The sequence below is a fragment of the Streptomyces sp. NPDC005202 genome, from assembly GCF_040608235.1.
Taxonomy (GTDB): Bacteria; Actinomycetota; Actinomycetes; order Streptomycetales; family Streptomycetaceae; genus Streptomyces.
The window spans coordinates 14697-35118 of the sequence record NZ_JBEXHW010000007.1 but is presented as its reverse complement, the minus strand read 5'-3'; the positions used below and the strand labels follow the sequence as shown (position 1 = coordinate 35118).

The 20422-nt window shown below is 69.6% G+C and carries 15 protein-coding genes and 3 pseudogenes; 9 read left to right on the top strand and 9 right to left on the bottom strand.

Features of this window, described 5'->3' with window-relative positions:
- Window positions 1-93 precede the first annotated feature (93 nt).
- On the top strand, window positions 94-666 hold the full coding sequence (locus ABZV31_RS13965) for a YceI family protein (protein WP_355892551.1): 573 nt from the start codon (window positions 94-96) through the stop codon (window positions 664-666).
- Between the two features lie 87 nt (window positions 667-753).
- On the opposite strand, the gene uvrA is transcribed toward ABZV31_RS13965, so the two are convergent.
- Entirely contained in the window at window positions 754-3774 is a 3021-nt protein-coding gene (uvrA, locus tag ABZV31_RS13960) for an excinuclease ABC subunit UvrA (RefSeq protein WP_355892549.1), read from the bottom strand.
- Between the two features lie 223 nt (window positions 3775-3997).
- Here uvrA and ABZV31_RS13955 point away from each other — a divergent pair, with 223 nt between their 5' ends.
- From ABZV31_RS13955 to ABZV31_RS13935, 5 genes and pseudogenes are all read left to right on the top strand, one after another.
- Window positions 3998-4684 (top strand): maleylpyruvate isomerase family mycothiol-dependent enzyme, encoded by a 687-nt coding sequence (locus ABZV31_RS13955; protein WP_355892546.1) that lies wholly within the window; start codon window positions 3998-4000, stop codon window positions 4682-4684.
- Between the two features lie 56 nt (window positions 4685-4740).
- Complete coding sequence (locus tag ABZV31_RS13950) at window positions 4741-5397, top strand: MBL fold metallo-hydrolase (RefSeq protein ID WP_355892543.1); 657 nt, start codon at window positions 4741-4743, stop codon at window positions 5395-5397.
- Between the two features lie 185 nt (window positions 5398-5582).
- Window positions 5583-5921, top strand: a pseudogene (locus ABZV31_RS13945) (transporter substrate-binding domain-containing protein); the annotation flags it as partial.
- Window positions 5918-6835 (top strand): amino acid ABC transporter permease, encoded by a 918-nt coding sequence (locus tag ABZV31_RS13940; protein WP_355892540.1) that lies wholly within the window; start codon window positions 5918-5920, stop codon window positions 6833-6835. The pseudogene ABZV31_RS13945 and the gene ABZV31_RS13940, both read left to right, overlap by 4 nt.
- Before the next feature lie 41 nt (window positions 6836-6876).
- Window positions 6877-7600, top strand: a pseudogene (locus tag ABZV31_RS13935) (amino acid ABC transporter ATP-binding protein).
- Between the two features lie 119 nt (window positions 7601-7719).
- Here ABZV31_RS13935 and aroQ read toward each other — a convergent pair.
- On the bottom strand, window positions 7720-8193 hold the full coding sequence (gene aroQ, locus ABZV31_RS13930) for a type II 3-dehydroquinate dehydratase (protein WP_355892537.1): 474 nt from the start codon (window positions 8191-8193) through the stop codon (window positions 7720-7722).
- A gap of 189 nt (window positions 8194-8382) precedes the next feature.
- Here aroQ and ABZV31_RS13925 point away from each other — a divergent pair, with 189 nt between their 5' ends.
- Window positions 8383-9660 (top strand): MFS transporter, encoded by a 1278-nt coding sequence (locus ABZV31_RS13925; RefSeq protein ID WP_355892534.1) that lies wholly within the window; start codon window positions 8383-8385, stop codon window positions 9658-9660.
- Here ABZV31_RS13925 and ABZV31_RS13920 read toward each other — a convergent pair.
- The 6 genes and pseudogenes from ABZV31_RS13920 to ABZV31_RS13895 all read right to left on the bottom strand — a co-directional run bounded on the left by ABZV31_RS13920 (window position 9657) and on the right by ABZV31_RS13895 (window position 18096).
- Window positions 9657-10757 carry an ionic transporter y4hA gene (locus ABZV31_RS13920; protein ID WP_355892532.1) on the bottom strand — a complete coding sequence of 367 codons (1101 nt, stop codon included), beginning with the start codon at window positions 10755-10757 and terminating at the stop codon, window positions 9657-9659. The two genes, ABZV31_RS13925 and ABZV31_RS13920, sit on opposite strands and share 4 nt — an antisense overlap.
- Before the next feature lie 193 nt (window positions 10758-10950).
- Window positions 10951-11928, bottom strand: a complete 978-nt coding sequence (locus ABZV31_RS13915) for a TerC/Alx family metal homeostasis membrane protein (protein WP_355892529.1) — start codon at window positions 11926-11928, stop codon at window positions 10951-10953.
- 306 nt (window positions 11929-12234) lie between these two features.
- Window positions 12235-14230: pseudogene (locus ABZV31_RS13910) on the bottom strand (TerD family protein).
- A gap of 49 nt (window positions 14231-14279) precedes the next feature.
- A complete protein-coding gene (locus ABZV31_RS13905; RefSeq protein WP_355892526.1) occupies window positions 14280-14858 on the bottom strand; it encodes a TerD family protein in 579 nt (192 codons plus the stop codon).
- Window positions 14859-15029: 171 nt separating this feature from the next.
- The gene (uvrB, locus tag ABZV31_RS13900) at window positions 15030-17186 is read right to left on the bottom strand and encodes an excinuclease ABC subunit UvrB (RefSeq protein ID WP_355892523.1); all 2157 of its coding nucleotides are present in this window, start codon (window positions 17184-17186) and stop codon (window positions 15030-15032) included.
- Window positions 17187-17226: 40 nt separating this feature from the next.
- Entirely contained in the window at window positions 17227-18096 is an 870-nt protein-coding gene (locus ABZV31_RS13895) for an MHYT domain-containing protein (protein ID WP_355892521.1), read from the bottom strand.
- A 277-nt stretch (window positions 18097-18373) separates the two neighbouring features.
- Here ABZV31_RS13895 and ABZV31_RS13890 point away from each other — a divergent pair, with 277 nt between their 5' ends.
- Complete coding sequence (locus ABZV31_RS13890) at window positions 18374-19246, top strand: glycerophosphodiester phosphodiesterase family protein (RefSeq protein WP_355892518.1); 873 nt, start codon at window positions 18374-18376, stop codon at window positions 19244-19246.
- Window positions 19247-19337: 91 nt separating this feature from the next.
- Complete coding sequence (locus ABZV31_RS13885; protein WP_355892515.1) at window positions 19338-19892, top strand: methylated-DNA--[protein]-cysteine S-methyltransferase; 555 nt, start codon at window positions 19338-19340, stop codon at window positions 19890-19892.
- Window positions 19893-19925: 33 nt separating this feature from the next.
- On the opposite strand, the gene ABZV31_RS13880 is transcribed toward ABZV31_RS13885, so the two are convergent.
- Window positions 19926-20354 (bottom strand): VOC family protein, encoded by a 429-nt coding sequence (locus tag ABZV31_RS13880; protein ID WP_355892512.1) that lies wholly within the window; start codon window positions 20352-20354, stop codon window positions 19926-19928.
- Window positions 20355-20422 lie beyond the last annotated feature (68 nt).

The following is a 20422-nucleotide window of genomic DNA, read 5'->3' as shown; positions in this document are numbered from 1 at the left end:
ACGTACAACGGTCCCCTCCGCGGAGGGTGGCCCTGTCACTACCACCATCAGCCCGGCCTCCCTCCCGCACGCCGGGCTGCGGAGGGTGGAGCCATGACTCAGGACAACTCCCCGAACACACTGACCGGTTCGACTCTCCCCCTCTCGCCCGGCGACTGGGAGCTGGACCCGCTCCACTCCGCCGTGAACTTCACCATCCGGCACCTCGGCATCGCCAAGGTGCGGGGACGCTTCAGGGAGGTGAAGGCCGGGCTGTACGTCGGTGAGACGGCCGACGACGTGAGGGTGAGCGCCGAGATCACGCTTGCCTCTATAGACACCGGGAACCCTGACCGGGACGCGCACACCCGCTCGGCCGAGCTGCTCGACGTGGAGAAGCGTCCGACGATGACGTTCCGCTCGACGCGCGTGTTCGGCGAGGGTGAGGACTGGACGATGGAGGGGGACCTGACCATCGGGGACGTGACCCGTCCGGTGACGCTCGCCGTCGAGTTCGGCGGGGTGGTGGACTCCCCCGTGGACGGGAGGAGGCACTCCGGGTTCGAGGCGACGGGTGAGATCCGGCGCAGCGACTTCGGTCTGACCTTCGGGGCCGGGTTCCTCGGTGATGTTGTCAAGGTTCAGCTGGACATGCAGTTCGTCGAGCCGCAGCGACAGGGCGGCTGATTCTGCAACGAGCGGCGCCCCGCGGGGAGTTCCCACGGGGCGCCGCACTTTCTGCACGTTTTCTCAGGCCTTGCGGCCTGCGCTTCCTCAGACTTTGCGGGCCCGCGTCGTCTTCTTCGTGGCCCCGGCGGCCTTCTTGCTGGCCGTGTTGTTGGCAGCCTTGGCCGTCCTGACCGTCGCCGTCTTCTTCGCCGTCGCCGTGGCCGCGACCGCCCTGTTGGCTGCGGTCTTGGGCGGGGCCTTCACCGGCTCCGCGTCGCTGATCCGGTCCGCGCCGAGGATCTCGCGCAGGAACTTGCCAGTGTGGCTGGCCGGCACCCCGGCGACCTGCTCGGGCGTGCCCTCGGCGATCACCAGACCGCCGCCGGCGCCGCCCTCCGGGCCCATGTCGACCACCCAGTCGGCGGTCTTGATCACGTCGAGGTTGTGCTCGATGACGATGACCGTGTTGCCCTTGTCGACCAGACCGGAAAGAACCTTCAGCAGCTTGCTGATGTCCTCGAAGTGCAGACCGGTCGTCGGCTCGTCCAGGACGTAGACCGTGCGCCCGGTGGACCGGCGCTGGAGCTCGCTGGCGAGCTTCACACGCTGTGCCTCACCGCCGGACAGGGTAGTCGCGGACTGGCCGAGCCGGACGTAGCCGAGGCCGACGTCGTTCAGCGTCCTGAGGTGGCGGGAGATCGCCGGGACGGCCTCGAAGAAGTCCATGGCCTCTTCGATCGGCATGTTCAGTACGTCGGCGATGGACTTGCCCTTGTAGTGGACCTCCAGGGTCTCCCGATTGTACCGGGCCCCGTGGCAGACCTCGCACGGGACGTACACGTCCGGGAGGAAGTTCATCTCGATCTTGATCGTGCCGTCGCCCGCGCAGTTCTCGCAGCGGCCGCCCTTGACGTTGAAGGAGAAGCGGCCGGGCTGGTAGCCGCGGACCTTCGCCTCGGTGGTCTCGGCGAACAGCTTGCGAATGTGGTCGAAGACACCGGTGTACGTCGCCGGGTTCGACCGCGGGGTGCGGCCGATGGGCGACTGGTCGACGTGCACGACCTTGTCGACGAGGTCGTCGCCGTCCACGCGCGTGTGCCGCCCGGGGACGTTCCGCGCGCCGTTCAGCTCGCGGGCCAGGTGCGTGTACAGGATGTCGTTGACCAGCGTGGACTTGCCGGAGCCGGACACGCCGGTGACGGCCGTGAACACACCCAGCGGGAAGGACACGTCGATGTCCTTCAGGTTGTTCTCACGGGCGCCGTGCACCGTGAGCTGCCGGGACGGGTCGCGCGGACGCCGGACGTCGGGCACCGGGATGGCCTTCTTGCCGGACAGGTACTGGCCGGTCTGCGACTCGGCGTTGGCGAGCAGCTCCTTCAGGGAGCCGCTGTGCACGACCTTGCCGCCGTGCTCGCCGGCGCCGGGGCCGATGTCGACGATCCAGTCGGCGGTCTTGATGGTGTCCTCGTCGTGCTCGACGACGATGAGCGTGTTGCCCATGTCGCGCAGCCGCACCAAGGTCTCGATCAGCCGGTGGTTGTCGCGCTGGTGGAGGCCGATGGACGGCTCGTCGAGGACGTACAGGACGCCGACGAGGCCGGAGCCGATTTGCGTGGCCAGGCGGATGCGCTGGGCCTCGCCGCCGGAGAGCGTGCCGGCCGCGCGGTTCAGCGAGAGGTAGTCCAGGCCGACGTCGACCAGGAACCGCAGCCGCTCGTTGACCTCCTTGAGCACACGCTCGGCGATCTTCTTGTCGCGGGCGTCGAGCTTCAGCTCGCGCAGGAAGTCCGCGCAGTCGCTGATCGACATCGCGGAGACGTCTGCGATCGACTTGCCCATGATCGTGACCGCGAGGACGACGGGCTTGAGGCGGGTGCCCCCACAGCTGGGGCAGGGCACCTCGCGCATGTAGCCCTCGAAGCGCTCACGGCTGGCGTCGCTCTCCGCCTCGCTGTGCCGGCGCTTCACGAAGGGGACGGCGCCCTCGAAGGGCGTGGTGTACACGCGCTCGCGGCCGTACCGGTTGCGGTAGCGGACCTCGATCTGCGTCTTGTGGCCGTACAGCAGGGCCTTCTTGGCGCGCTGCGGCAGCCCCGCGAAGGGGATGTCGGTCCTGAAGCCCAGGGCGTCCGCGAGGGCGCCGATCAGGCGGCCGAAGTAGTCCTTGGTGTGTCCGTGCGACCAGGGGTGGATGGCGCCCTCGTCGAGGGTCTTCTCCTCGTCCGGGACGATCAGCTCCGGGTCGACCTCCATGCGCGTGCCGATGCCGGTGCACTCGGGGCAGGCGCCGAAGGGCGAGTTGAAGGAGAAGGAGCGGGGCTCCAGCTCCTCGAAGGACAGGTCGTCGTACGGGCAGTACAGGTGCTCCGAGTACATGCGCTTGCGCTCGGGGTCGTCCTCGGGGAGGTCGACGAAGTCGAGCACGACCATGCCGCCGGACAGGCCGAGGGCGGTCTCGACGGAGTCGGTCAGGCGGCGCTTGGCGGAGTCCTTCACCGTGAGGCGGTCGACGACCACCTCGATGGTGTGCTTCTCCTGCTTCTTCAGCGTGGGCGGGTGGGACAGCTGGATCGTCTCGCCGTCCACACGCGCGCGGCTGTAGCCCTTGGTCTGGAGGTCGGCGAAGAGGTCGACGAACTCTCCCTTGCGCTCGCGCACCAGCGGCGACAGCACCTGGAAGCGGCTCCCCTCCGGCAGCTCCAGGACCTTGTCGACGATGGCCTGGGGCGACTGGCGCGAGATCGGGCGGCCGCACTCGGGGCAGTGCGGCTTGCCGATGCGCGCGAAGAGCAGACGCAGGTAGTCGTAGACCTCGGTGATCGTGCCGACCGTCGAGCGCGGGTTGCGCGAGGTCGACTTCTGGTCGATGGAGACCGCCGGGGAGAGGCCCTCGATGAAATCGACGTCCGGCTTGTCCATCTGACCGAGGAACTGCCGGGCGTACGAGGACAGCGACTCCACGTAGCGCCGCTGGCCCTCCGCGAAGATCGTGTCGAAGGCCAGGGAGGACTTGCCCGACCCGGACAGGCCCGTGAAGACGATGAGCGAGTCCCGCGGCAGGTCGAGCGAGACGTTCTTCAGGTTGTGCTCGCGCGCGCCACGGACGATGAGACGGTCGGCCACGCCGGTCCGCACCTTTCTTGAGAGAAGTGACAGGGGCGGGGCCCCCGTGCTTCTTCAGACTAGGGGGAGCCACTGACAACGCCGGTCGGATTCCCGGATGCATAACAATCCCCGGCCATCCAGCATGCCCGACTCCACACCCGACCATATAGCACGTGCATTCGATTTGCGGGTGTGGTCCGCCACCTTCACCCGAAGGTGTGGCGGAGCTAGGGTCGGCCCCATGATTGATCACGCGCGCGACCTGGCGTCTGTACGTGACGCGACCGAAGGACTGCTCACCGCAGCGGCCAAACTGGACAACGTGTCTGTGACCGAGTCGTCACGGCTACCGGGCTGGACCCGCGGCCACGTCCTCGCCCACCTCGCGCGCAATGCGGACGCGCTCGTGAACGTCCTGGAGGGCCGTCCCATGTACGTCTCCGCGAAGGCCCGGGACGCCGACATCGAGCGGGACGCCCCGCGCCCCCTCGACGTCCAGCTCGCCGACGTGCGCGAGAGCGCGGCCCGCTTCCAGGAGGCGGCGGCCGCCCCGGCGGACTGGTCGCGCACGGTGGAGCTGCGCAACGGGGTCACCGACTCCGCGTCCCGGGTGCCGTTCCGGCGCTGGGTGGAGGTCGAGCTGCACCATGTGGACCTCGGGATCGGGTACGAGCTGGAGGACCTGCCGGCCGCGTTCGTGGAGCGGGAGATCGACTTCCTCGCCCGGCGGTTCGCGGGGCACCCCGACGTACCGCCGACCCGTCTGACGGACGGCACGCGCGCGTGGGGCACGGGTCGGGAGGCGACCGAGCCCGGAATCACCGTCACGGGAGGCCGGGCGGACCTGCTCGGCTGGCTGGCCGGGCGCCGCGACGGATCAGCGCTGCGGGTGGAGGGCGGCGCGCTGCCGTCGCTTCCCCCACTGTAGTCCTACCGCCTCAGCGGGGGACCTGCGCCGCACTCCCGCGCTATAGGCTGACGGCCATGACGTACAGCGGAGAGGTGACGGTCGGCGGCCCGGCGGACGTGCACGAGCTGAAAGACCTGATGATCACCAAGATCGCGGTCGGCCCGATGGACAACAACGCCTATCTACTGCGCTGCCGGGCGACCGACGAGCAGCTGCTGATCGACGCGGCCAACGACGCGAAGACGTTGCTCGGCATGATCGGTGACGACGGCATCGCCTCCGTCGTCACCACCCACCGGCACGCCGACCACTGGCAGGCGCTCGCCGAGGTCGTGGCCGCCACCGGCGCGCGTACGTACGCCGGCCGGGACGACGCCGAGGGCATCCCCGTCCCGACCGACGTCCCCGTCGACGACGGCGACACCATCCGGGTGGGGCGCGTGGAGCTCACCGCGCGCCATCTGGTCGGGCACACGCCGGGCTCGATCGCGCTGATCTACGACGACCCGCATGGCCACCCGCACGTGTTCACGGGCGACTGTCTCTTCCCAGGGGGCGTCGGAAACACCCGCAAGGATCCGAAGGCCTTCGCCAGCCTGATCCACGACGTCGAGACGAAGATCTTCGACGTGCTCCCGGACGAGGCCTGGGTGTACCCGGGACACGGCAACGACACGACGCTGGGCGCGGAACGCCCGCACCTGCCGGAGTGGCACGCGCGCGGGTGGTGAGCGAGGGAGTCGGTTTTTCCGGCGGACTCCGCTCAGGCAGCACGAACCAAAACGACACGCGCCCCGGCGCAAGGAACGGCGCGCGCCCCGTGTGAAGTCTTCGCACGCGTCGGTGGCACCCGCGCGCTCCCGACGCTCGTTGTTGCGCAGTCAACTGGACAGCAGCCCCGCACAGGATGACGGCTCACATTAACGACGTTGTGAAGCCGAAGCAGGCTGCCGCCGTGTACGGCAAGAACGACCAGGCCAAGTCCGCGCTGAAGAACGGTCAGGTCGACGCCGTCGTCACCGACCTGCCGACCGCCTTCTACATCACGTCGGCCGAGGTGACCGACGCGAAGGTCGTGGGTCAGTTCGAGAACCAGGGGGGTACCCCCGAGCAGTTCGGCCTCGTGCTGGACAAGGGCAGCGCGCTGACCTCATGCGTGACAGGCGCCGTGGACGCCCTGCGCAAGGCCGGCACGCTGGCGACGATCGAGAAGCGGTGGCTGTCCGACGCCGTCGACGCCCCGGTGCTCAAGTGACGGTCACAAAGGAGGAGTCCGGCCGGGAGGGCGCGGACGACAAGGGTGACATGTCCGGCGGGGACGACGGCTACGTCCCGTCGCAGCGGCGGATCGAGCGCGAGCGCTACAAGCGGGCCCGCGCCCGCCGCGCCACGGGGATCGCGGCGCTGTCGACCCTGGTCACCGGTGCCGTCCTCTACCTGGTCGTCGTCAACGCGCCCGGCTGGCCGCGGACCAAGGAGACGTTCTTCGACTGGGGTTACGCGCGGGAGGCGTTCCCGAAAGTCCTCGAAGGGCTGTGGCTGAACGTACGGCTGCTGCTGATCTGCGGCGCCGCCGTGCTGGTCCTCGGGATGCTCATCGCGATCGCCAGGACCTTGCGTGGCCCGGTGTTCTTTCCATTGCGCGTCCTGGCGGCCGCGTACACCGACTTCTTCCGCGGACTGCCGCTGATCATCAACCTGATGATCGTGGTCCTGGGCGTCCCGGCACTGCGACTGCAGGGCGTGACGGTCGACCCGGTGCTGCTCGGCGGAATGGCGCTGACGCTGACGTATGCGGCGTACGTCGCCGAGGTGTTCCGCGCCGGCATCGAGTCCGTCCACCCCTCGCAGCGCGCCGCGGCCCGCTCGCTCGGACTGACCAACCGGCAGGCGCTGCGGTACGTGGTGCTGCCACAGGCCGTACGCCGTCAGGTGCCGCCCCTGCTCAACGACCTGGTGTCGCTGCAGAAGGACACCGGCCTCGTGTCGATCGGCGGGGCCGTGGACGCCGTACGGGCCGCCGACATCATCGTGGGCCGCAGCCTCAACTACACGCCGTACATCGTCGCGGGACTGGTCTTCGTCGCGCTGACCATCCCGATGACCCGCCTAACGGACTGGGTGACGGCCCGGATGGACCGGCAGCGGGCGCAGGGAGGGAACCTGTGAGCACCAACGACAGCGCCTCCGGCGACTCCCTCGTGCTGCGAATGGAGTCCGTCCGCAAGACCTTCGGCGCTCGGTCGTGCTGAGGAACGTCGACCTGGAGGTCGCCCCGCACACGGTGACCGCACTGATCGGCGCCTCCGGCTCCGGCAAGTCGACGCTGCTCAGGTGCGCGAACCTCCTCGAGGAGATCGACGACGGCGCGATCTGGCTGGGCGGCGAGGGATCACCGACCCGCGCGTCGACCAGGACGCCGTACGCCGCCGGATCGGCGTGGTCTTCCAGGCGTACAACCTCTTCCCGCACATGACGGTCCTGGAGAACATCACCCTCGCCCCGCGCCGGGTGCACGGCGTTCCCCGCGCGGAAGCCGAGGAGCGCGCCCGGGAGCTGCTGGAGCGGCTCGGGCTCGCCGGGAAGGCGGGCGAGTACCCGGACCGGCTCAGCGGCGGCCAGCAGCAGCGGGTGGCCATCGTCCGCGCCCTGGCCGTACGTCCCCGGCTGCTGCTCGACGAGATCACCGCCGCCCTCGACCCGGAGCTCGTGGGCGAGGTCCTCACGGTCGTCCGCGACCTGAAGGACGAGGGTATGACGATGGTCCTGGCGACGCACGAGATGGGGTTCGCCCGTGAAGTTGCCGACCAGGTTTGCTTTCTGGAAGCAGGCGTCGTGCTGGAGCGCGGGACCTCGGAGCAGGTCTTCGGCGACCCGCAGCGGGAGCGCACGCGACGCTTCCTGCGGCGGATCGTGGAGGCGGGGCGCCTGTAAGGTGCATGCGCCCTGAAGAGCGGGGCTTACGTGTCGGCTCGCCTCGGAGGGCGGGGCCTATGTGTCCGCTCGCCTCGAAGGGCGGGGCCTATGTGTCCGCTCGCCTCGAAGGGCGGGGCCTATGTGTCCGCCTGCCCCGCCCCCACTAGCGCCGCGACCCGCTCCACGCCGAACACGTACCCCTGCACACCGCACCCCGCGATGACACCGTCGGCGCGCAGTGAGACGTACGAATGGTGCCGGAACGACTCGCGCTGGTGGATGTTGGAGATGTGGACCTCCAACACCGGCATGCCGTCACAGGTGTTGAGCGCGTCCAGGATCGCCACGGAGGTGTGCGAGTAGGCGCCCGGGTTGATCACAATCCCGCAGTGGTTCAGCCGTGCCTCGTGGATCCAGTCGACCAACTCGCCCTCGTGGTTGGACTGGCGGAAGTCCACCGTGCCGCCGTGCGCGGCCGCCGCCTTGGCACACAGGGCCTCGACGTCGGCGAGCGTGTCGGAGCCGTAGATCTCCGGCTGGCGCTGGCCCAGCAGGTTCAGGTTGGGGCCGTTGAGGATCATGATCGGGGCGTTGGCCAAGGTGCGGGGCACGGTTCCTCCGGTCCGTCGTGGTGCGGCGGTCCGCTGACGACCGCTGCTCGAACTTGGTTTATCACGGTGGAGGCGCACCACCGCCACCTGCTGACGCGCGGGCCTCACCTCCGCACGCCCCCGTAACCCGCGGTCACTGTGGGTAGTTGACGCGACATGCACGTTGTACGCACCGTAAAGGCACCGTCCATGCTGCGGCTCGCCGCCGCCTCGCTCGCCGGGACCGCGATCGAGTTCTACGACTTCTTCGTCTACGGCACCGCGGCGGCCCTGGTCCTGGGGCCGCTGTTCTTCCCCACGTTCTCGCCGGTGGCGGGGACGCTGGCCGCCTTCGGCACGTTCGGCGTGGGGTTCGTGGCCCGGCCGCTCGGCTCGGTGCTGTTCGGCCACATCGGTGACCGGCACGGGCGGCGGCCGGTGCTCGTCGCCTCGCTGCTGCTGACCGGCGCGTCGACGGTCGCGGTCGGGTTCGCACCGGCGTACGACACGATCGGGGCGGCCGCTCCCGTGCTGCTGCTCGTCCTGCGCTTTCTGCAGGGGCTCGGGCTGGGTGGGGAGTGGGGCGGGGCGGTGCTGCTGACCGTGGAGCACGCGCCCGCGGCACGTCGTGGGCTGTGGTCCAGTTTTCCGCAGGTGGGCCCGTCGCTCGGCTTCGTCCTCGCGAACGGCGTGATGCTGGTGCTGTCGGCAACCCTCTCCGACGCGCAGTTCGCGCAGTGGGGGTGGCGGGTGCCGTTCTGGGCGGCGGGGGTGCTGGCCGTGGCCGGGTTGTGGCTGCGTTCGTCGCTCGCCGAGAGTCCCCGGTTCCTCGAGATCGACGTCCACGCGCGCGTGCCGTTCGTCGACGTCGTGCGGGACCACAGGCGACTGGTACTGCTGACGGCGGGCGCCCTCGCGGTCGGATACGCGGTGTTCTACGCCGTGACGACCTGGTCCCTGGCCTATGCGACGGAGCGGCTCGGGGTGAGCCGTACGGTCATGCTGGGCTGCATCATGGCCGCCGTGGTGGTGAAGGGCTCGTTCACCCCGCTGGCGGCGCTGCTCGGCGACCGCTACGGGCGCAAGCCCTTGTGCCTGGCGGGATGCGCGGCGGCTGCTCTGTGGATGTTCCCGATGGTCGCGCTGCTCGCGACCGGTGCGCCGCTGCTGATGTTCCTCGGCTTCCTGGGCGCGCTGCTGGCGTTTATCACGATGTTCGCCGTGATCGCCGCGTATCTGCCGGAGCTGTACGAGCCGCGGGTGCGCTGCACGGGCGCCGCGGTGGGCTACAACCTCGGCGGGGTCCTCGGGGGCGGCCTCACGCCGATCGTGGCGACGGCGCTCGCGGAGCGCGGGGGTCGCGTTCCCTGGGGTGTCGGCGCCTATTTGACCGGGGTTGCGCTGTTCAGCCTGGGGTGCTTCGCGTTGCTGCCGGAGACGCGTCAGGTGGCGATGGGGGAGGTGGAGCCGGCCACCGCATCGCGCTAGGGGTTGATGGCGAGTTCCAGATACGCGGCGAACACGACCAGATGAACGCCCCCTTGGAGCGGCGTGGCCCGTCCCGGCACCACGGTCAGCGAGCTGACCACTACGGTGAGGGCGAGCAGCAGCATGTGGGTGGAGCCGAGGCCGAGGACGAGCGGTCCGGAGAGCCACACGGACGCCAGGGCAACGGCGGGGATGGTCAGGCCGATGCTGGCGATCGCGGAGCCGAGCGCTAGGTTGAGGCTGGTCTGCACCCGGTCGCGCCGGGCGGAGCGCAGCGCCGCGATGGTCTCGGGCAGCAGCACGAGCAGCGCGATGATCACGCCGACGACGGCGTGGTGCAGCCCGGCGGCCTCCACCCCGGACTCGATGGTGGGCGACACGCCCTTGGCCAGTCCGACCACGCCGACCAGGGCGAGGCCCAGCAGCCCCAGGCTGGTCCAGGCGGTACGGGCGGAGGGCGCCTCCGCGTGGTCATCCGTGGTGATCACCTCTCCCTGCCGGGTGATCGGCAGGAAGTAGTCGCGGTGCCGCACGGTCTGGGTGGCAACGAACAGGCCGTACAGGATCAGCGAGGACAACGCGGCGAAGGTGAGCTGCACGCCGGAGAACTCCGGGCCCGGCTTGCTGGTGGTGAACGTCGGCAGCACCAGGCTGAGCGTGGCCAGGGTCGCCACGATGGCGAGGGCGGCTCCGGTGCCTTCGGGGTTGAAGACGGCCGTGCCGTGGCGCAGGGAGGCGACGAGGAGGCACAGGCCGACGACGCCGTTGCACGTGATCATCAGGGCGGCGAACACCGTGTCCCTGGCCAGCGTCGAGCTCTTGGCGCCGCCGTCCGCCATCAAGGTGACGATCAGGGCGACCTCGATGACGGTGACGGCGATGGCGAGGACCAAGGACCCGAAGGGTTCACCGACCCGGTGGGCGATCACCTCGGCGTGATGCACCGCGGCCAGGACGGAGCCGGCGAGGACCACGGTCACCAACGCGACGACCGCAACGGGGAGGTCGCGCCCCCAGGTGAAGACCAGCAGGACCACCGCGAGCACCGGCACGACGGTCGTCCACGCTGCCGTGAGCGCCCGGAGCCGAGTGATCATGAAGCGAGCGTCGCAGAGGCACCGACAGTTCGCATTCCGGTCCGCGGCCCGTCGGCAGTCCCACGCCCACCTGGCCCACCCAGCCGTGGCGTCCCCGGGCGGAACGCTCAGCACCCAACGAAGCACCCGGCAGCGGCGGTCGGCAATGAACCGCGCGCCGCTCCCGGAGCTGGGGGTTTCCCCGTCCGACCGGTCAGACGTCGATGCTGTCCTTCGGGGCGCTGTCGCGCCGCTCCCGCGCCGCCCGCTTCCTGAAAGCCATCAGGCTGGTGAGGGTGGTGACGGCCAGGACCGCGCAGATCACGGCCAGGGAGACCGGAATGCTGATCTCCGGGACGTGAACGCCGGACTCGTGCAGCGCGTGCAGTACCAGCTTGACGCCGATGAAGCCGAGGATGACCGACAGGCCGTACGACAGGTGGACCAGCTTCTCCAGCAGGCCGCCTATCAGGAAGTACAGCTGCCTGAGGCCCATCAGCGCAAAGGCGTTGGCCGTGAAGACGATGTACGGATCCTGGGTCAGGCCGAAGATCGCGGGGATCGAGTCGAGGGCGAACAGCACGTCGGTGGTGCCGATGGCGAGTATCACGACCAGCATCGGCGTCATCACGCGTTTGCCGTTCTGCCGGATCCACAGCTTGGTGCCGTGATAGCGGTTGGCCACGCCGAAGCGGCGCTCGGCGGCCTTGAGCAGCTTGTTCTCCTCGTACTCCTCGTCCTCCTCGTCGGAACGGGCCTCCTGGATGAGCTTCCAGGCGGTCCAGATCAGGAAGGCGCCGAAGAGGTAGAACACCCACGCGAAATTCGCGATGATCGCCGCTCCCGCGGCGATGAAGACGGCCCGCAGCACCAGGGCTATGAGGACTCCGACGAGCAGCACGCGCTGCTGGTACTGCGACGGCACCGCGAACTTCGCCATGATCAGGACGAAGACGAAAAGGTTGTCGACGCTCAGCGACTTCTCGGTGATGAAGCCCGCGAAGAACTCGCCAGCGGGCTGACCGCCGCCGAAGACGAGCAGGCCGAGCCCGAACAGGCCGGCCAGAGCGATCCAGACGATGGTCCAGATCCCAGCTTCCTTGATCGACACGTCATGGGGCTTGCGGCCGATGAAGAAGTCGACAGCGATCAGGGCGGCGAGGCCCACGATGGTCAGGACCCACAGGGTCATGGAAACTTCCACTGCGCCTCCAGCAGTACGTAATGGCACATGGTCAGCGTCTCGCTGCCGGAGGTCTCTTCCACCTGCGGTGTCCGGCGCGCATGACACGCCCCGAACCCGCGGGCCGACGCCCCGGGATCCAGCCGGATCCGTCTTGACGGGTACGCCGCAACAGACAAGGGGTACTCCCCTCCGTACGGAAAAGACTACTCGGATCACCAAGAAAAGGTAAAGAGATTAGCAAAGGAAAATTCAAATTCGCTGGTCAGAAAGCCTTACGACTGCTTGGTGCGCCCCAGTCCTCCGCCTCCGCGGTCACCGGTTCCAGTCGCGACGGGCCGTCGCAACCTGGGTGAGGACCTGCTGGAGCACCTGGCTCCCGGGGGGCACCAGCGGCGGCTCGTACGTCCAGGCGTGCCCGATCCAGGGGTCGGCGAGGTGGTCGTCGGGGAGGGGGGTGAGTCGCAGCAGCGAACGCCACAGCGGGTCGAGCAACGGGCCGTAGGCGGCGGCGTCCGGGAGCGCAGTTGGGTGACAGCGCGGTCGTCGAAGCCGTGCGGAAAGTCGTTGACGATCAGCAGCTGCTCGGAGGTGTCGAAGCCGGGTGGCAGCGCGTCGGCCGCGCCGCCGCGCACGGCCATCTGCACCAGGTCGACCCGCTGGGTGAGCCGGCTCAGCACGTCCGCGACACCCGCGGCGCCGATCGCGGGCGGAGCCGCGAGCACGCCCGTCTGCACCAGCGGGACGAGCGCCTGCGCTCCTGATCCGGCCGGGTCGATGACGTGCACGCCGAACTCGCCCGGCGGGTGGACGGCCAGCAGCCGGGCCGCGTGCGCACGGCCGTGTCCATCGCGAGGCGCCGCAGTTCACCCTCGTCGGCGAACGAGCCGTCGGACGATCCGGAGCGGCCGCTGTCGATCCACAGACCGCGCTCCAGCGGCAGCCGGACCAGCATGGGGATGCGCAGGGACGCGCTCTCGGGCAGGTGGAGGTCGCCGAGGCGTACGGCCATCGGGAGCTCCATCGGCACGCGGTAGCCGTGCCAGACCGGGTTGTCCCAGCGCACGTACGCCGGCGGCAGCGCGGGTTCGACGACCTCGGACTCGGCGGTGAGCTGCGCGAGGTCGCGGTCGAGGGCCGCTCTGGCCTGGTCGACGAGCTGCGCGTGCTTGACGCGGGCCGCCTCCCGCGCGGCCTCGCCCTGTCCGCCGATCCGGCTGCGCGGGTCGGACAGGACCTGGTCGAGCTCCTTCTCCATGCGCGACTCGGCGAAGTCGACGGCGCTGCGGTAGGCGGCCGTGGTGCGGGCCAGGTCCTCGAGCATGCCCCAGACCTGGTTGTAGAGCCGCTCGTCCATGGACCAGCCGGTCGCGTCGCCCGCGACAGGCTGCGCGGCCTGCCCGGGCGGGGCCGGGGAGCGGCCGGCGGGGGCGGCGGAGGGGCTGGGTTCTGCCGGTGCGGCTGGCTGTAGTTGACCGGGCCGCCGTTGGGCGTCGACGGCTGGGTGAGGAGGCCGGCGGGCCGTATCCGGGGTATGCCGACTGCGGTGCGCCTCCGTCCGAAGACGGCGGCTGCGGCGTCGGCTGCCCGGGGGCACCGGAGGCCTGACCGCCGTAGGGGGACACGGGCTGCGCCGGTACGGGCCCGTACACGGCCTGCGATGCCGCCGAGCCGCCCTCCGGGCCGAGGGCCGGTGCGGACGCCTGCCGGGAGCGGTCGGCGTCCGCCGTACGCGGCGGACGGGCCGCAACCGAGCGGGCCAGCCCTCGGGCGACCGCCTCGTCGACGGTGCTTGCGAGGTGGTGGGCCTGGGGCAGTTCCTGGTCGGCGAAGAGCTCGGCGAGACCGCCGGCGTACCCATGGCCGACGGCGCGCACCTTCCAGGCGCCCTGCCTGCGGTAGAACTCCGGGCGATCACGGCCGACTCGGCATCCAGGCCGGTGATGGTGTAGCTGGCGATTTCCGTGCCGTCCAGGCCGGTGACCGCGACGAAGGGGGCAGCGACCGCGCCGAACCGCATCGGGCCCGCGCCTGCGGTGGGCAGGGCGAGCAGCACGTTGACGCGGTGCACGGCCTCCGGCACGGCAACGAGGTCGACTGCGAGCCGGTGGTCGGCGGCCGCCTGCCGGGAGACCTCGAGCCCGGGCAGGACGGGCGCGCCCGGATGGGCCACCCACTCGGGGCCCCGCACCTTGCCGTTGCCGTCGTTGAGCGTGGCTGCGGCCACGATCGGCTTGCCGGCCGAGATGCGGATCTCGAGGCGGACCTCGTCGAGCGGGTGATTCTGCCCCCGCACCAGCTCGGCCGTCATCGCCTTCTCCCCCTGTGTCGCTGTGTCGTGTGCCGCTCGCCGGGCCGTCCTACAGATGCGGCAGGATCGTCGGCATCAGGTCCTGGAAGGTGCGACCGTTGGCCGGGACGCCGAGGGCCGTCATCGTCCAGCCGGCGCCCGCACGGTGCACTTTCGCCATGATCTGGGCCGTGTAGTTGCCGCCGCCCGCGAGGGTGTAGCGGGCGAGCTCCTGACCATTGGTCTCGTCGACCAGGCGGCAGAAGGCGTTCTGCACTTCCTGGAAGGTCTGGCCCGTGAAAGAGTTCACGGTGAAGACGATCTGGTCGATGTGGACCGGGACACGCTCCAGGTCGACGAGGATGGCCTTGTCGTCGCCGCCCTGGCCGGCACCGCCGACGAGGTTGTCACCGGTGTGGCGCACGGAGCCGTCATCGCTCACCAGGTGGCGGAAGAACACGACGTCGACCGGCTGCTTGTCTGCGAACAGCACGGCGGAGGCGTCGAGGTCGATCTCACGCGTACGCGAGCCGAACAGGCCACGGCGGGGGGCCGCCTGCCAGCCGAGACCCATGCGGACCGCGGTCAGGTTGCCCCCGTCGTTCTTCTGCAGACTGATGGCCTGACCCTTGGTCAAGTTGACGGTCACGGCTGTTTCCCCTCTCGGACTACTCCCCTGTTGCCGCGGAGTCCGCGGTTGATCAGAACCCTACGCAGGGGCACTGACAACGCCGCACACCGGTCCACACTTTGTGCCGGTCTTGCAACACAGCGCGTACGGAAGGGCCCGGCCCCGCTGGGCCGGGCTCCACGGTGAAGGTCAGGCCAGGCCTGCTTCCTTCATCTGGCGCAGTTCCTTCTTCATCTCGGCGACCTCGTCACGCAGCCGGGCCGCGACCTCGAACTGCAGGTCGGCCGCCGCGGCGCGCATCCGCTCCGTCATCTCCTCGATCTGCTCGGCGAGCTGGGCCGCGGGACGGTCGGTCGGCACCGTCTCCTTCGCCTTGCCCTTGGCGGACTTGGCGGACTTGGTGGACTTCGCGCCCTTGGCCGCCTTGTCGCCGAGCGACGGCACCGGGGTCTTGGCACCCTTGCCGTCCTTCAGCTTGCGGTAGCCGGAGCCGAGCAGCTGCTCGGTGTCGACCTCCTCGCGGGCGATCTGCGCGACGATGTCGTTGATCTTCTTGCGCAGCGGCTGCGGATCGATGCCGTTCGCCTTGTTGTACGCGATCTGCTTCTCCCGGCGGCGGTTGGTCTCCTCGATGGCCTTCTCCATCGCCGGGGTGATCTTGTCGGCGTACATGTGGACCTGGCCGGAGACGTTGCGTGCCGCGCGGCCGATGGTCTGGATGAGCGAGGTGCCGGAGCGCAGGAAGCCCTGCTTGTCGGCGTCGAGGATCGCCACCAGGGAGACCTCCGGCAGGTCGAGGCCCTCGCGGAGGAGGTTGATGCCGACCAGCACATCGAACTCGCCGCTGCGCAGCTCGCGCAGCAGCTCGACGCGGCGCAGGGTGTCGACGTCGCTGTGCAGGTAGCGCACCTGGATGCCGAGCTCCAGGAAGTAGTCCGTGAGGTCCTCGGCCATCTTCTTGGTGAGCGTCGTGACCAGGACGCGCTCGTCCTTCTCCACGCGCTTGCGGATCTCGTGCACCAGGTCGTCGATCTGGCCCTCGGTCGGCTTGACGACGACCTCGGGGTCGACGAGGCCGGTGGGGCGGATGATCTGCTCGACGTAACCGTTCGCGCGCGAGAGCTCGTACTTGCCCGGAGTCGCCGACAGGTAGACGGTCTGGCCGATGCGCTCCTGGAACTCCTCCCACTTCAGCGGGCGGTTGTCGAGCGCGGAGGGCAGCCGGAAGCCGTGCTCGACGAGGGTGCGCTTGCGGGAGGCGTCGCCCTCGTACATGGCGCCGATCTGCGGGACGGTGTTGTGCGACTCGTCGATGACGAGCAGGAAGTCGTCCGGGAAGTAGTCGAGCAGGGTGTTGGGCGGGGTGCCGGGCGAGCGGCCGTCGAAGTGCATCGAGTAGTTCTCCACGCCCGAGCAGGTGCCGATCTGGCGGAGCATCTCGATGTCGTACGTGGTGCGCATCCGCAGGCGCTGGGCCTCCAGGAGCTTGCCCTGCTTCTCCAGCTCGGCCAGGCGCTCCTGCAGCTCCTCCTCGATGCCCTTGATGGCGCGCTCCATGCGCTCCGGACCCGCGATGTAGTGCGAGGCCGGGAACACGTACAGTTGCTGGTCGTCGCTGATGATCTCGCCGGTGAGCGGGTGCAGGGTGGACAGCGCCTCGATCTCGTCACCGAACATCTCGATGCGGACGGCCAGCTCCTCGTAGACCGGGAAGATCTCGATGGTGTCGCCGCGCACCCGGAAGGTGCCGCGCGTGAAGGCCATGTCGTTGCGTGTGTACTGGATGTCCACGAAGCGGCGCAGCAGCTCGTCCCGGTCGATCTCGTCGCCGACCCTGAGGGGGACCATGCGGTCCACGTACTCCTGCGGAGTACCGAGGCCGTAGATGCAGGAGACCGAGGCGACCACGATGACGTCACGACGGGTGAGCAGCGAGTTGGTCGCGGAGTGGCGCAGGCGCTCCACCTCCTCGTTGATCGAGGAGTCCTTCTCGATATAGGTGTCCGACTGCGGGACGTAGGCCTCGGGCTGGTAGTAGTCGTAGTACGAGACGAAGTACTCGACGGCGTTGTTCGGCAGCAGTTCGCGGAACTCGTTCGCCAGCTGGGCGGCCAGCGTCTTGTTCGGCGCCATCACGAGCGTCGGGCGCTGGAGCTTTTCGATCATCCACGCGGTGGTGGCGGACTTGCCGGTGCCGGTCGCGCCGAGCAGGACGACGTCCTTCTCGCCCGCCTCGATACGCCGGGCGAGCTCGGCGATGGCCTGCGGCTGGTCGCCGCTGGGCTGGTAGGGGCTGACGACCTCGAAGGGCGCCACCGTGCGTTCGATGTGGGAAACGGGCCGCATGTCATCCACCGTACGACCCGCCACTGACAACGGGACCCGATCACCGGTTCTGCGGTGTGCGGGAAGGGCGGTGTCCCAGGTTCCGACGGGCGCGGACCACGGGCCGCCGGGCGGCGTACGGGACGAGCTCGCGCGCCGGTATGCCCGGCTCCTGCTCGACAGGGGTCCAGTCGGGCCTGCCCATGACCATCATCGGGTCGAACATCACGACGACGCCGGCGAGCAGCAGGAAGGCGAGGGGGCCGACCAGCATGGGCGCGAGCAGGGCCGCCGGCGACTCACCGGCGGTGGTGGTAACCCCCGTACCGTGCACGTGGACGCTGAGGGCGGCCATGCCGGTGTAGTGCATGCCGCTGACGGCGAGCCCCATGACGAGGCTCGCGCCCACGCTCCACGGGAACCCCCTGACCTGTCCGGCCGCCCAGAGGGCGGCAGTCGCGGCCACGACGGCTATGACGACGGAGGCGCCGACGGTGAGCGTGTTGTACTCGAGCCTGCCGTTGAGGCGCATCCCGGCCATACCCAGGTAGTGCATCGAGGCGACGCCCAGACCGATGATCGTGCCCCCGGTGAACAGCGCGGAGCCGGTCGCGCCCTTGTAGCCGACGATGAAGATCCCGATGCCCACCATGACGATGGCGACGGCCAGGCTCGCGTACGTCGTCGGCTTGTCGTAGTGGATCGGCGCCTCCTTGACCGTGAACCCCATCATCGCGATGAAGTGCATGGTCCATATGCCGGAGCCGATCGCCGCCGCGCCGAGGGCGAGCCAGCCGGGGCGCCAGGAGTGGGCGACAAGCAGGGCCCGGGTGGTGCAGCGCAGGCCGAGGGCCCCGCCGAGGGAGGCCATGAGATAGGCCACCAGCGGGGTGACGAGCCCGTAGCTGAATCCGTCGACCGTGCCTTGCATGCGCGGTTGCCCTTCCACCCTCTTGCGTCCCGGAATGTCGTGATGCGCCCCGTCCCAGGACCGCCCGAGCAGTCGGGGTTGACGCAGAGAGTATGACCCCCACCGGAATGGTCGAACGATTTTCCGGCAAAGAAACACGCCCTTGCCGCAGTTGTGCGGCACCAGTGAGCGGACTTGGGCAACTCCATTCAATCTGTGGACATCCTGCGCCCACCCGGCGTTGACTCTCTGCTGTCAATCTTGTGCTGTCCGTGATCGCACGACGCGAGGAGTACGCATGCACGCGCGCGCAGTTGCCGCCACGACCACCGCGCTCCTGGGGACCACCCTGCTGTTGCCCACCTCCGAGGTCCGGGCCGTCGGCGCCTACGACCGGCCCCTGGTCGTAGCCCACCGGGGCGCCTCCGCCTACACCCCCGAGAACACCCTGCCCGCCATCGACAAGGCGGCCGCGCTCGGCATTCCCTGGGTCGAGAACGACGTGCAGCGCACCAAGGACGGCGAGCTCGTCGTCATCCATGACGACAGCCTTCAGCGGACCACCAACGTCGAGGAGGTCTTCCCGGGCCGGGCGCCGTGGAAGGTGAAGGACTTCACCGCCGCCGAGGTCGCGCGCCTGGATGCGGGGAGCTGGTTCGGTCCCGCGTTCGCGGGCACGCGCGTGCCGACGCTGGAGCAGTACATGCGCCGCGTCGAACACAACCACCAGAAGCTGCTTCTGGAGATCAAGAACCCCCAGCTGTATCCGGGCATCGAGCGGCAGACCCTCAAACTCCTCGGCAACGAGGGCTGGCTCGACCACCGGCACCTGGCGAGCCGGCTGATCGTGCAGAGCTTCAGCGCCGACAGTGTGCGGATCGTGCACGACCTGAAGCCGGGCATCAGGACCGGCTTCCTCGGCCAGCCGTCGACGGCGGACCTGCACCAGTACGCCGGCTTCGCGGACCTCATCAACCCCTCGCACGGCACGCTCTCCGCCGGCTACGTCTCGACCGTCCACGCGTTCACGGGACCGCACGGCAGCCCGCTGCGGGTCTTCACGTGGGTCGTGGACGACGCGGCCCGCGCCCGGACCGTCGCCGGCTACGGCGTCGACGGCATCATCACCAACAAGCCGGACGTGGTGCGGGAGGCGCTGGACGCGTCCTGAACCTCCTGCCAGGGCCTGCCCCGCCCGGTAGGGCGGCACACGGTCGCGTCCGGCCCCGGGCGTTGTCAGTGGCCCGCCGTACCGTGGTCGCATGGACAGCCACGGGCAGTACGAGCAGCAGGTCGTGTGGACGGTCGTCGGCACCGACATCGGTCCCCTGCTGCTGGCGGCGACGCGCGACGGCCTGGTCAACGTCGTGTTCCACGCCACCGACGCGGTGCGGGACCGGGCGCTCAGCCGGCTGGCGTCCCGGCTGGGCACCGAGCCCGTCGAGGCGCCCGGCTCCCCGCTCCTTGGGGAGGCGATACGCCAGGTGGAGGCGTACTTCGCTGGTGAGCGGCAGGACTTCGAGTTGCCGCTGGACTGGTCCCTGATCTCGGGCTTCAACCGGCAGGTGCTACGCGAGCTGGTGTCCGGCGTGCCGTACGGCACGGTCGTCGGGTACGGCGATCTCGCCGGCCGGGTCGGCCAGCCCGGCGCAGCCCAGGCGGTGGGCGTGGCGATGGGGTCCAACCCGCTGCCGGTCGTCGTGCCCTGCCATCGGGTCGTCGAGAGCGACGGGGGCATCGGCGGGTTCGGCGGCGGCCTGGAGACCAAGCGGAAGCTGCTCGCACTGGAGGGGGTGCTGCCCGAGCCGCTGTTCTGAGGCGGTGCCCCGTGAGGTCACCGCCTCGCGCGGCTACTCGTAGTGCCGGGCTTCGACGATGTTCCCGTCCGGATCGCGGAAGTAGAAGCTGCGCCTGGCCTTTCCGCGGGCGCCGAAGGAGTCGTAGGAGAACTCGGACACGGGGACGGCGCGCTCCTCGAGGCGGGTGCGCAGCGCGTCGAAGCCGCCGGCCGGCAGGGACAGGCAGACGTGGTTGACCGGGTGGCCCGCGCTGTCGGCCGCACCGGGGAGCATGTTCATGTGCTCGGCCAGGGCGAGCGGGGCGAGATCGAAGATGGTCTCGTCGTTGAGGCGTACGGAGGGGAAGGACACCTTGCCCGCGGCGAACTCGGCGACCCTCAGAGGCTCCAGGCCGACCGCCTTCTCGTAGAAGTCGGCTGCGGCGACCGGGTCGCGCACCCAGAGGACGACATGGTCAAGACGTGTCGTGTTGTCCGTCATGCACCCAGGCTGGTGTCGCGCTCCACCGGACGCAAGAGTTTGACCGGGCGGAACGCCCGCCAGAGATG